This window comes from Pseudokineococcus marinus (assembly GCF_013004605.1).
GTDB lineage: Bacteria > Actinomycetota > Actinomycetes > Actinomycetales > Quadrisphaeraceae > Pseudokineococcus > Pseudokineococcus marinus.
Window position 1 is genome coordinate 1 of the sequence record NZ_JABEMA010000075.1, and the last position, 12,135, is coordinate 12,135.

The 12,135-nt window shown below is 76.2% G+C and carries 10 protein-coding genes; 3 read left to right on the plus strand and 7 right to left on the minus strand.

What is annotated here, in order from left to right:
* Window positions 1-263: 263 nt before the first annotated feature.
* Both HLB09_RS07065 and HLB09_RS07070 read right to left on the minus strand, forming a co-directional pair.
* On the minus strand, window positions 264-911 hold the full coding sequence (locus HLB09_RS07065) for an MBL fold metallo-hydrolase (protein ID WP_171202689.1): 648 nt from the start codon (window positions 909-911) through the stop codon (window positions 264-266).
* Window positions 911-1,996, minus strand: a complete 1,086-nt coding sequence (locus HLB09_RS07070; RefSeq protein ID WP_171202690.1) for an S-(hydroxymethyl)mycothiol dehydrogenase — start codon at window positions 1,994-1,996, stop codon at window positions 911-913. The genes HLB09_RS07065 and HLB09_RS07070 overlap by 1 nt, the downstream gene beginning before the upstream one ends.
* A gap of 207 nt (window positions 1,997-2,203) precedes the next feature.
* Here HLB09_RS07070 and cysS point away from each other — a divergent pair, with 207 nt between their 5' ends.
* Window positions 2,204-3,628, plus strand: a complete 1,425-nt coding sequence (gene cysS, locus HLB09_RS07075; protein ID WP_171202691.1) for a cysteine--tRNA ligase — start codon at window positions 2,204-2,206, stop codon at window positions 3,626-3,628.
* A gap of 111 nt (window positions 3,629-3,739) precedes the next feature.
* On the plus strand, window positions 3,740-4,708 hold the full coding sequence (rlmB, locus tag HLB09_RS07080) for a 23S rRNA (guanosine(2251)-2'-O)-methyltransferase RlmB (RefSeq protein WP_171202692.1): 969 nt from the start codon (window positions 3,740-3,742) through the stop codon (window positions 4,706-4,708).
* A gap of 58 nt (window positions 4,709-4,766) precedes the next feature.
* Here the strand turns inward: rlmB and HLB09_RS07085 are convergent, their stop codons facing one another.
* The 5 genes from HLB09_RS07085 to HLB09_RS07105 all read right to left on the minus strand — a co-directional run bounded on the left by HLB09_RS07085 (window position 4,767) and on the right by HLB09_RS07105 (window position 10,873).
* Complete coding sequence (locus HLB09_RS07085; RefSeq protein WP_171202693.1) at window positions 4,767-6,011, minus strand: DUF4032 domain-containing protein; 1,245 nt, start codon at window positions 6,009-6,011, stop codon at window positions 4,767-4,769.
* 163 nt (window positions 6,012-6,174) lie between these two features.
* A complete protein-coding gene (locus HLB09_RS07090; RefSeq protein ID WP_171202694.1) occupies window positions 6,175-7,248 on the minus strand; it encodes an ABC transporter ATP-binding protein in 1,074 nt (357 codons plus the stop codon).
* A gap of 336 nt (window positions 7,249-7,584) precedes the next feature.
* A complete protein-coding gene (locus HLB09_RS07095; protein WP_171202695.1) occupies window positions 7,585-8,424 on the minus strand; it encodes an SDR family oxidoreductase in 840 nt (279 codons plus the stop codon).
* A gap of 122 nt (window positions 8,425-8,546) precedes the next feature.
* Window positions 8,547-9,350 (minus strand): trehalose-phosphatase, encoded by an 804-nt coding sequence (gene otsB, locus HLB09_RS07100; protein ID WP_171202696.1) that lies wholly within the window; start codon window positions 9,348-9,350, stop codon window positions 8,547-8,549.
* On the minus strand, window positions 9,347-10,873 hold the full coding sequence (locus HLB09_RS07105; RefSeq protein WP_212770695.1) for an alpha,alpha-trehalose-phosphate synthase (UDP-forming): 1,527 nt from the start codon (window positions 10,871-10,873) through the stop codon (window positions 9,347-9,349). The genes otsB and HLB09_RS07105 overlap by 4 nt, the downstream gene beginning before the upstream one ends.
* Before the next feature lie 321 nt (window positions 10,874-11,194).
* On the opposite strand from HLB09_RS07105, the gene HLB09_RS07110 reads away from it, so the two are divergent.
* A partial coding sequence (locus HLB09_RS07110; RefSeq protein ID WP_212770692.1) for a serine/threonine-protein kinase occupies window positions 11,195-12,135 on the plus strand: 941 nt, incomplete at its 3' end.

Below are 12,135 nucleotides of genomic sequence, written 5' to 3' on the forward strand. Positions count from 1 at the left end.
CCCTCGGCGCCGCCGTCCGCGCCGCCGTCGTGCTGGCCGGGGACGCCCTGGCCCGCGCCGCTGTCCGCGGGGCCCTCGATGTCGTCAGAGCTCGTGCTCATGGCTCCTCCAGGAGTCGGTGGTCGGTCGTCTCGTGGTGCTCTCGGTGCTGGTCGAGCGGTGCGCGGGGCGCACCCCCCATCCCTACGACGCCCGGCGCCCGCCCGCCAGCCGGGTCCGGCCGTCGGGAGGCCCGGCGGGGGGCGCGGCCGCCGGGAGGGGCGTCAGTGCCCCCGGTCGACCCACTCCTGCAGGTGGGGCGCCTCGTCGCCGATCGTCGTGCCGTCGCCGTGGCCGGTGCGGACCTCCGTCTCGGGCGGGAGCGCGAGCAGCCGCTCCTTGATCGAGGTGATGATCGTCGGGAAGTCGCTGTAGGAGCGGCCCGTGGCGCCCGGCCCGCCGGCGAAGAGCGTGTCGCCCGTGAAGACGACGCCCAGCTCGGGCACGTGCAGGCACACCGAGCCGGGGGAGTGCCCCGGGGTGTGGAGGACGTGGACGTCGACCCCCGCGACGGTGATGACCTCGCCGTCGGCCAGCGCCCCGCTGGGCGCCCGGGTCGGGTGCGCCATCGACCACAGGCCCATGTCGCCGGGGTGCAGCAGGACGGGCGCGGCGAAGCGCTCGCCGAGGTCGGGGGCGACGGTGACGTGGTCGTCGTGGGCGTGGGTGCAGACGACGGCCACGACGCGGCGCGTGCCGACCGCCTCGGCGATGGGCGCGAGCGCGTGCGGGGCGTCGACGACGAGCACCTCGTCGTCGTCCCCGAGCAGCCACACGTTGTTGTCGACGTCCCACGTGCCGCCGTCGAGGCTGAAGGTCCCCGAGGTCGTGAGGTGCTCGACGCGCACGCCGCCGGAGCCGGAGGGCGCCATCAGAGCACCACGACCGAGCGCAGGACGTCGCCGCGCTGCATCTTCGCGAAGGCGTCCTCGACGTCGCCGATCCCGACCGTCTCGGAGACGAAGTCGGCGAGGGGGAAGCGGCCCTGCAGCGCCAGGTCGGCGAGCATCGGGAAGTCCCGGCTCGGCAGGCAGTCGCCGTACCAGGACGACTTCAGCGCGCCCCCGCGGCCGAAGACGTCGCCCATCGGCAGCTCGACGGTGTGCTCGGGGTTCGGCACCCCGACGAGGACGACCGTGCCGGCGAGGTCGCGGGCCTCGAAGGCCTGGCGGTAGGTCTCCGGGCGGCCCACGGCGTCGACGACGACGTCGGCGCCCACGCCGCCGCAGATCTCCTGCACGCGGGTGACGACGTCCTCGGACCGGCTGTTGACGACGTGCGTGGCACCGAAGCCCTTGGCCCACTCGAGCTTCCGGTCCTCGACGTCGACGGCGACGACGGTCGTCGCCCCGGCGAGGCGGGCGCCGGCGATGGCCGCGTCCCCGACGCCGCCGCAGCCGATGACGGCCACGGACTGCCCGCGGGTGACGCCGCCGGTGTTGACGGCCGCGCCGAAGCCGGCCATGACGCCGCAGCCGAGCAGGCCCGCCTGCTCGGCGGGGAGCCGCTCGTCGACCTTCGTGCACTGCCCGGCCGCGACGAGCGTCTTGCTCGCGAAGGCGCCGATGCCGAGCGCGGGCGACAGCGGGGTGCCGTCGGCCAGCGTCATCGGGGTGCTGGCGTTGCGGGTGTCGAAGCAGTACCAGGGCTTGCCGGCGGCGCAGGCGCGGCAGACGCCGCAGACGGCGCGCCAGTTGAGGACGACGAAGTCGCCGACCTCGAGCCCGACGACGCCCTCGCCGACGGCGGACACGCGCCCGGCGGCCTCGTGGCCGAGGAGGTAGGGGTAGTCGTCGCCGATCCCGCCGTCGCGGTAGTGCAGGTCGGTGTGGCAGACGCCGCACGCCTGGACGTCGACGACGGCGTCGCCCGGCCCCGGGTCGGGGACGACGACGTCCACGAGCTCGACGGGGGCCCCCTTCGCGCGGGAGACCACCCCCTGGACGGTGTGCGGCATCCCGATCTCCGATCCTGCGGCGGCGTGCGTGCGGCAGGGCCGGCGGTCAGCGCCGACCCCGAGGGGCCGACCCTAGCCAGCCTGGCGCAGCGGCGCCCGGTGCAGGGCCGAGGTGCAGGGCCGAGGTGCGGGGCGACCGGTGCCGGGCCGAGGGGCGGGGCCGAGCGGGCGGGCCGAGCGGGGCGACGGCGCCGGTAGCCTCGCGGGGTGAGCCTGCGCCTGCACGACACCGCCACCGGGGAGCTCCGCGAGCTCTCCCCCCTGGTGCCCGGTGAGGTCTCCGTCTACCTCTGCGGGGCCACGGTGCAGGCGCCCCCGCACATCGGCCACGTCCGGTCCGGCATCGCCTTCGACGTCCTCGCGCGCTGGCTCGAGGCCGGGCACGGTCTGCGGGTGACCTTCATCCGCAACGTCACGGACGTCGACGACAAGATCCTCGACAAGTCCGCGGCGGCGGGCGTGCCGTGGTGGGCGTGGGCCTCGCGCCACGAGCAGGCCTTCACGCGGGCCTACGACGCCCTCGGCGTGCGCCGCCCGACGTACGAGCCGCGCGCCACCGGGCACGTCACCGAGATGCTCGAGATGGTCGACGAGATCGTCGCGGCCGGGCACGCCTACCCGGCGCCCGACGGCAGCGGCGACGTCTACTTCGACGTCCGCTCCTGGCCGGACTACGGGTCGCTGACGCACCAGTCGCTCGCGGACATGGAGCCGGCCGCCGACGCCGACCCGCGGGGCAAGCGGGACCCCCGCGACTTCGCGCTGTGGAAGGGCGCCAAGGAGGGCGAGGCCGCCAGCTGGCCCTCGCGCTGGGGCCGCGGCCGCCCGGGCTGGCACCTCGAGTGCTCGGCGATGGCCCGGCGCTACCTGGGCCGCGCCTTCGACGTCCACGCCGGCGGCCTCGACCTGCGCTTCCCGCACCACGAGAACGAGCAGGCCCAGTCCCGCGCCGCGGGCGACGCCTTCGCCACGACCTGGCTCCACAACGGCTGGGTCACCGTGGGCGGGGAGAAGATGAGCAAGTCGCTCGGCAACTCCCTCGTCGTCGACGCGGTGCTCGCCTCGGGCGCCCGCCCGCTGGCGCTGCGGTACGCGCTGGGGACGGCGCACTACCGCTCGATGATCGAGTACTCGCCGGAGCACCTCGTCGAGGCCGGCCGGGCGCTGGAGCGCGTCGAGGGGTTCCTCCGCCGCGCCCGGCAGGCGCCGGGGGCGGCCGACGCGGCCTTCACCATGGAGTTCCCGGCGGCCTTCCGCGCGGCGCTCGACGACGACCTCAACGTGCCGGCCGCTGTCGCGGTCGTCCACGAGACCGTGCGGGCGGGCAACACCGCGCTCGACGCCGGCGACGGCGCCGCCGCGCAGGCGGCGGCCCAGCGCGTCGTCGCGATGCTCGACGTCCTCGGGCTCAACCCCCTCGACCCGCAGTGGGACGCCGCCGCGGGGGCGTCGGGCCGGGCCGAGCAGGCGCTGGACCAGCTCGTCGCCGCCGAGCTCGTGCGGCGCCAGGCGGCGCGCGAGCAGCGCGACTTCGCGACGGCCGACGGCGTGCGCGACCGGCTCGCCGGGCTCGGCATCGCCGTGGAGGACACCCCCGACGGCGCCCGCTGGTCCTGGGCCGAGGACGCCTGAGGGCCCCGAGGACCAGCTCCGCGGCGCCGGAGGCCCGGCACCCACCGGCACCCACCGTCAGCACTCGTCAGCACGTCACCCGAGCAGCACCCCGAGCAGTCAGGAGCACCAGTGGCCGGCAACAGCCAGCGGCGCGGCGCCGTGCGCCGCGCCGGGTCGAAGAAGGGCGCGGTCGTCGGCAGCGGCGGCCGAGGTCGCAAGGCACTCGAGGGCCGCGGGCCCACGCCGAAGGCGGAGGACCGCGTCTACCACGTGGCCCACAAGCGGGCGCAGGCCGCGGCGGGGCGCGGCGGCGCGGCCGGGCGCCAGGCCGGGCAGTCGCGCCGTCGCGGCGGCGCGGGGTCGACCGAGGTCGTCGCGGGCCGCAACTCGGTCGTCGAGGCCCTCCGCGCCGGCATCCCCGCCACGGCGCTCTACGTGGCGGCGCGCACGGAGTCCGACGACCGCACCCGCGAGGCCATCAAGACGGCCGCCGACCGGGGCGTGCCGCTGCTCGAGGCCTCGCGGACCGACCTCGACCGCCTCACCGACGGCGCCGTCCACCAGGGCCTGGCCCTGCAGGTCCCCCCGTACCAGTACGCCGACGTCGACGACCTCCTCGAGGCCGCCGCGGGCAGCGAGCGGCCCGCGCTCGTCGTCGCGCTGGACGGCATCACCGACCCCCGCAACCTCGGCGCCGTCCTCCGCTCGACGGCGGCCTTCGGCGGGCACGGGGTCCTGCTGCCCGAGCGCCGGTCGGCCGGGGTCACGGCCTCGGCGTGGAAGACGTCGGCCGGCGCGGCCGCCCGCGTGCCGGTGGCGCGCGTCGGCAACCTCGTGCGCGCGCTCGAGCAGCTCAAGGCGGCGGGCCTCTTCGTCGTCGGCCTCGACGCGGAGGGCGACGTCGTGCTGCCCGAGCTCGAGCTCGCCACCGGCCCCGTCGTCCTCGTCGTCGGGTCCGAGGGCAAGGGCCTCGGCCGCCTCGTGCGCGAGACGTGCGACCAGGTCGTCTCGATCCCCATGGGCGCGGAGACGGAGTCCCTCAACGCGGGCGTCGCCGCCGGCGTCGCGCTCTACGAGGTGGCGCGCCGCCGGGGCTGAGCCGCACCGCCGGGGGCCGGGGTGCGCCGTCGTGGGCGCGCCCCGGCCGTGCGCTGCCTCAGAGGCTCTCGACCGCGTCCAGCGGGCTCGTGTCCTGGCCGAGGAACGCCGCCTCGTCGCGGCGGTGCACGAGCACCCCGGCGACGTAGGCGCCCACGGCCTCGAGCAGCGGGACGTCGCGGCGCTGCTGCTCGCTCATGAACCACCGGTGCTCGAGGACCTCGTGGAAGACCTCGGCGGGCTCGAGCTTGCGGCGCAGGTCGCGGGGGACGGCGCGCACGACGGGCTCGAAGACCTGGCTCACCCACTCGTGGGCGACGATCTCCTCGTCCTCGTTCTGCTGGTCGCTCTCGGCGCCGTAGCGGTCGAGGTCGTTGAGCAGGCGCCGGGCCTGGTTCTCCTGCGCGTCGATGCCCGTGAGGCGCAGCAGGCGGCGGCTGTGGTGGCCGGCGTCCACGACCTTCGGCTGGATGCTCACGCGGGTGCCGTCGAGGTCGGTCGAGATGGACAGCTCGTCGACGTCGAAGCCCAGGTCGTTGAGCCGCTCGATGCGCGCCGCCACCCGCCAGCGGTCCCCGGCCTCGAAGGACTCCGTCTCGGTGAGCTCGGCCCACAGGGAGCGGTAGCGGCTCATGATGTGCTCGCTGATCGACAGCGGGTCGACGTCGATCTCGAGGAGCTCGCCGGCCTGCAGGTCCATGAGCTCGCCGGCGATGTTGACCCGCGCGACCTCGAGGTCGTACTCCCGCTGACCGGTCGAGAGCTCCTGGTGCAGCTCGCCCGTCTCGGCGTCGACGAGGTAGGCCGCGAAGGCGCCCGCGTCGCGCCGGAACAGGGTGTTGGAGAGGGAGACGTCGCCCCAGTAGAAGCCCGTGAGGTGCAGCCGCACGAGCAGCACGGCGAGGGCGTCGATGGCGCGCGTCGCGGTGTCGGGCCGCAGCACCTGGCTGAACAGCGCGCGGTAGGGCAGGGAGAACTGGAGGTGGCTCGTGACGAGCGCAGCCTCCAGCGGCTCGCCGTCGCGGCCCTCGCGGCCGGAGATGACGGCGACCGGGTGCACCGACGGCACGTCGAGGCGGCCGAGCATCCGCAGCATCTGGTACTCGCGGCGAGCGGTGCCCTCGGCGATCTCCTTGATGGCGATCACCTGGTCGGACATCCGCACGAAGCGCACGATGTGCCGCGAGATGCCGCGGGGGAGGGCGGCGATGCGGCTGGCCGGCCACTCCTCGAGCGGGAGCTCCCAGGGGAGGTCGAGCAGCGCCGGGTCGGGCGCCGCCGCGGTGATCTGCAGACCGGCCATGCTGGTGATCCTCCCACTGCCGGGGTCCGGACGAGGCGGCGCCGGGCGCGTGCGCGCCCCGGGAGCCGGGTCCGGGACGGGGCGCGCGCCGGACGCGCCGGAGGGCCGGCCCGACGAGCGGACCGGCCCTCCTGCGCGTGCTCGCGCGTCTGCGCCGCGGGGCTCAGGCCTCGAGGCGGTGGCCGTCCGTGGCCGAGAACAGGTGCACGTGGTCGGGCTTGGGCGCGAGGTGCACCGTGGAGCCCTTCTCCGGGGGACGGCGGCCGTCGACGCGGGCGATGATCTCGCCCTCGGTGCCGTCGAGGTGGGCGCGGCCGTAGATGTAGGCGTCGGCGCCGAGCTCCTCGACGACGTCCACCTCGACCTTGAGGCCCCGCTCCGCGATGTCGAGGTCCTCGGGGCGGACACCGACGACGACCCGGCTGCCGGCGCCGGCGAGCAGCTCGCGCGGCACGGGGTAGGTGTAGTCGCCGAAGACGACGCCGCCGTCGGTGACGGGCACCTCGACGAGGTTCATCGCCGGCGAGCCGATGAAGCCCGCGACGAAGACGTTCTTCGGGCGGTCGTACATCTCGCGCGGCGTCGCGACCTGCTGGAGCAGGCCGTCCTTGAGGACGGCGACGCGGTCGCCCATCGTCATGGCCTCGACCTGGTCGTGCGTGACGTAGACCGTGGTGACGCCGAGGCGGCGCTGCAGCTGCGCGATCTGCGTGCGGGTCTGGACGCGGAGCTTGGCGTCGAGGTTCGACAGCGGCTCGTCCATGAGGAAGACCTGCGGCTGGCGGACGATCGCGCGGCCCATGGCGACGCGCTGGCGCTGGCCGCCGGAGAGGGCCTTCGGCTTGCGGTCGAGGTACTGCGTGAGGTCGAGGATCTTGGCGGCCTCCTCGACGCGGGTGCGGATCTCGCCCTTGTTGACGCCGGCGATCTTCAGGGCGAAGCCCATGTTGTCGGCGACCGTCATGTGCGGGTACAGCGCGTAGTTCTGGAACACCATCGCGATGTCCCGGTCCTTCGGCTGGACGTCGGTGACGTCGCGGTCGCCAATCATGATGCGGCCCGCGTTGATGTCCTCCAGGCCGGCGAGCATGCGCAGCGAGGTGGACTTGCCGCAGCCCGAGGGGCCGACGAGGACGAGGAACTCGCCGTCCTCGATGTGCAGGTCCAGCGCGTCGACGGCCGGCTTGTCGCCGCCCGGGTAGATGCGCGAGGCCTTGTCGTAGGTGACCGTTGCCATGGTGTGTCCTCCCACCGGCAGGTACGTGCCGGACGATCCGTCGTAGGGGTGGCGGCGGTCGAGGGGGAGCCCTCGGTGCCGGGCGTGCGACTGCGGTTGCGGGCGTGCGGCTCTGCTCCGAGCGCGCGACCGCGGCCGACCGGGCGCGGCCTCTGCTGCGAGGCCGCTCACCGGGCGGGCGCAGCGTCGTGCCGTGCCCCTGCGGGGGACGGCGACGTCGCCGTGCGGGCACATCATGCACCACGACGGCGGTGCCGTGGGGCGCCGCCGTCGCGGTCGGGCGCGCGCGCACCGGGCGCGTGCCGGGGGAGTGCGCGGGAGGGGCCCCGCGCGGGCCTACAGGACGGGCTTGCCCCCCGTGACGGCGATCCGCGCGCCCGACACGTAGCTCGCCTCGTCGCTCGCGAGCATCACGTAGACGGGCGCCATCTCGGCGGGCTGGCCGGGCCGTCCGAGCGGCGTCTGCGCCCCGAACGACTCGACGGCCTCCGGGGGCATCGTCGAGGGGATGAGCGGCGTCCACACCGGGCCGGGGGCGACGCTGTTCACGCGGATCCCGCGCTCGCCGAGCATCTGCGCCAGCCCCGCGGAGATGTTGGCGATGGCCGCCTTCGTCGCCGCGTACGGCAGCAGCTGCGGGCTGGGCTGGTCGGAGTTGACCGAGGAGCTGTTGATCACCGACGCGCCCGGCCCCAGGTGCGGCGCAGCGGCCTTCGTCAGGTGGAACAGCGCGCTGAGGTTGACCGCGAGGGTGTGGTCCCACTCCTCGTCGGGGATCTCCTCGATGCTCTCGTGCGACATCTGGAAGGCCGCGTTGTTGACGAGGACGTCGAGGCGGCCGAGCTCGTCGACCGTCCGGGTGACGACGTCACGGCAGTGCTGCGGGTCGGCCAGGTCGCCGGGCAGCAGGAGCACCCGCCGGCCGGCCTCCTCGACCCAGCGAGCGGTCTCGCGGGCGTCGTCGTGCTCGTCGAGGTAGGAGACGGCGACGTCGGCGCCCTCGCGGGCGTACGCCAGGGCGACCGCGCGGCCGATGCCGCTGTCGGCGCCGGTGACGAGGGCGACCTTGCCCTCGAGGCGGCCGGAGCCGCGGTAGCTCTCCTCGCCGTGGTCCGGCTGGGGGTCCAGGTCGGCGGTCGAGCCGGGGGGCGTCTGCTGCTGGGCGGGCTGGCTCACGGTGTCCTCCTGGGGACGGACGGGCGGGCGGCGGCCGCGGGCTGGACCGCTCCCAGCCTCGGGGCCTCACCGGTCCCGCGCACGCCGGGCACCGCGGACGCCGTCCTCGTGCCGCCCTCCGGTCAGCCGGTGCGCAGCGCCAGGACGCGCTCGAGGAGGAGGGCGACGTCCTCGGGCCCGGCGACGCGGTGGCGCGCCGCCGTCCCGCCGTCGCCGACCTTGACGCCCACGTCGCCGTCGCGCAGCACGGCGAAGGCGTGCTCGTCGGTGACGTCGTCGCCCGCGTAGAGCACGGCCGTGGCGCCGAGGTCCTCGCGCAGCGCCTCCAGCGAGCGGCCCTTGTCGACGTCGAGGACGGCGAGCTCGACGACGTCCTTGCCGCGGAGCACCCGGACGCCGGGCAGGCGCCCCGGGCCGTCGACGAGCGCCCGCTGGGCGGCCGAGGCGGTCGCCACGTCCGCGGTGCGGGTGTGCAGCACGGCGCCCGCGGGCTTCACCTCGAGGTCGGTGCCGGGGTGGTCGGCGACGACGGCGCGGGCCCGTGCCACGACGTCGCCGAGCAGGGCCTCCTGCCACGCGTCGAGGGGGGCGCTCGGCTCCTCGTCCCCGGGCATCCGCACCTCCGCGCCGTGGCTGCCCACGAGCGCCGCCGCGGCGGGCGGGGCCGCCAGCGGCACGAGGGAGGCCAGGGGGCGGCCGGAGACGAGGGCGAGGGCGACGGCGCGCTCGCCCTCGAGGCCGGCGAGCGCCGCCAGGGCGGCGGAGGAGCGCTCCAGCGGCCGGGCGGCGTCGCGGTCGTCGACGAGGGGCGCGAGGACGCCGTCGAAGTCCAGCGCCACGAGCGGCCGCGGTGAGGCCGCGAGGGCGGCGAGCGCCTCCTCGAGCCCGTCGTCGAGGCGCCCGGCCGCGCCGCCGTCGGCGGTCACGAGCGGCTCCCGTGCTCTCCGGACCCGCTCGCGCCGCCCTCGACCGCCTCGGCGCCGACGTCCGCCCCGACGTCCGGGCGCAGCGCCGCGAGGAAGTCGCGCGCCCACCGCTGGACGTCGTGCTCGAAGACGCGCCGCCGCAGGGACCGCATCCGCCGGCGCTGCTCGCGCGGGCCCATGACGACGGCCTGCACGACCGCCGACTTCAGGCCGTCGATGTCGTGGGGGTTGACGTGCAGCGCCTGGCCGAGCTCGTCGGCGGCGCCGGTGAACTCCGAGAGCACGAGCGCCCCGCGCTCGTCGTGGCGGGCGGCGACGTACTCCTTGGCGACGAGGTTCATGCCGTCTCGCAGGCTGGTGACGAGCATGACGTCGGCGACCTGGAACAGCGCCGCCATCTCCTCGCGCCCGTAGCTGTGGTGCAGGTACTGCACGACCTGGTGGCCGAGGGTGCCGTGGGCGCCGTTGACGCGGCCGACCTGCAGCTCGATGTCCTCGCGCAGCAGCCGGTACTGCTCGACGCGCTCGCGGCTCGGCGTCGCCACCTGCACGAGGATCGTCTCGTCGGCGCGCAGGAGGCCGTCGTCGAGGAGCTCGGCGAAGGCCTTGATCCGGTGCCCGATGCCCTTGGTGTAGTCGAGGCGGTCGACGCCGAGGACCACCGTGTCGGGGTCGCCGAGGTCGGCGCGGATCTGGCGGGCCCGCTCGCGCACCTCGGGGGAGCGCGCGAGCTCGTCCATGGCCGCGGCGTCGATGGAGATGGGGAAGGCGCGGGCGGTCACCCTCCGGCGCCCCCCGTCCGCGGCCGGCACCTCGACGGCCTGCTGGCGGGGGACGAGCTGCAGCGACCGGCGGCAGGCGCGGAGGAAGTTCTGCGCGTCGCCGGGCCGCTGGAAGCCGAGCAGGTCGGCCCCGAGGAGGCCCTCGAGGACCTGCCGGCGCCAGGGCAGCTGGGCGAAGATCTCGTAGGGCGGGAAGGGGATGTGGTTGAAGAAGCCGATGGACAGGTCCGGCCGCGCCGCCCGGAGCATCGCCGGCACGAGCTGCAGCTGGTAGTCCTGCACCCACACGACGGCGCCCTCGGCGGCCACCTCGGCGGCCGCCGCCGCGAAGCGCTCGTTGACGGCGACGTAGTCCTCCCACCACTGCCGGTGGTACTCGGGGGCCACGATGACGTCGTGGTACAGCGGCCAGAGGGTGCCGTTGGAGAATCCCTCGTAGAAGCCCTGGACCTCCTCCGCGGACAGCGAGACCGGCACGAGGTGCATGCCGCCCCAGTCGAAGGGCTCGCTGACGGCGTCCTCGGCGTCGCCCGGGCTGCCGGGCCAGCCGACCCAGGCCCCCTCCTGGGACTGCATGACGGGCTCGAGCGCCGTCACGAGGCCGCCGGGCGAGCGCTTCCAGCGCGGATGCCCGTCCTTGTCCGTGCCGTCGCGGTCCACGGCCAGGCGGTTGGCGACGACGACGACGTCGTACCCCTCGCCCTCCGCCGGCACCTGCGTCCGCTCCTCGGGGGTGGGCAGCTCCTGCCCGGCGGGCGCGGGCGTCTCCTCGGGCAGGCCCTGCGGCAGGCCCGCGCCGGCGGTCGCCGGCTGATGCTCGTCCGTGTGCGTGCCGGGCACCGGGCGCCTCCTCGGGGTCGGTCGGCGCCGTGGGCGCCGGGGCGGGGCGCGGCGCGGCCGGCCCCCTGGCACCCGAACGTAGTGGCGACCGCGGCGGGGCCGCACGCCGCGGCGAGCCCCTCGGCGGCGGTCGGCGGCGGCCCGGAGCCGCTGCGGGACGTCGTACCGTGGCGGACGGCGAGGGCGTCGCGACCACCGGTCGCGGGCGGAGCGGGAGGGCGCGTGGAGCAGCGGGGTCCGGGGGCGCGACCCGGCGCACGAGGACCTCTGGTCGGGCAGCGCCTGGTCGGGCAGCGCTTGGGGCCCTACCGCCTGGTGCACCAGGTCGGCGAGGGCGGCATGGGCGTCGTGCACCTCGCCCTGGACCCCGCCGACCGGGCCGTCGCCCTCAAGGTGCTGCGGCCGCACGTCGCCGGCGACCCCTCGGCGCGCGAGCGGCTGCGGCGCGAGGTCGCCGTCCTGCGCCGCGTGCGCCACCGCCTCGTCGCCGAGGTGCTCGACGCCGACCCCGACGGGCCGCAGCCGTACGTCGTCACCCAGTTCGTCCCGGGGCGCAGCCTCGAGCAGCACGTGCAGGAGGAGGGGCCGCTCGCCCCGGCCGCCCTGGCCCGCCTCGCCGACGGCCTCGGCCAGGCGCTCGCCGCGGTGCACGACGCGGGCGTCGTCCACCGCGACCTCAAGCCCGCCAACGTCCTCATGCTCGACGGGGACCCGGTCGTCATCGACTTCGGCATCGCCAAGGTCGCCGACGACGTGCGGCTGACCAGCGCGGACCTCGTCATGGGCACGCCGGGCTACCTCGCCCCCGAGCTGGCGGACGGCGCCGAGGCCGGCCCCGCCGCGGACTGGTGGGGGTGGGCGGCGACGACGGCCTTCGCCGCGACGGGGCGCCCGCCGTTCGGGCGCGGCCCCTGGCCCGTCGTCCTCGACCGGGTGCGCCGCGGCGCCGCGGACCTCGACGGCGTGCCCGAGCCGCTCGTGCCCGTGCTGGCCGCCGCGCTCTCCCCCCGTGTGGAGGAGCGGCCCCGAGAGGGCTGGCTGCGCCGTGCCGTGGAGGACCTGGCGGAGGCCGCCCGACGCGGGGACCCGGGCGGAGCGGGCCCCTCGGCGGGGGACGCCGCCGCCACCTCGGCCCTCGTGGGCCTGGCCGGTGGCGCCCCCCT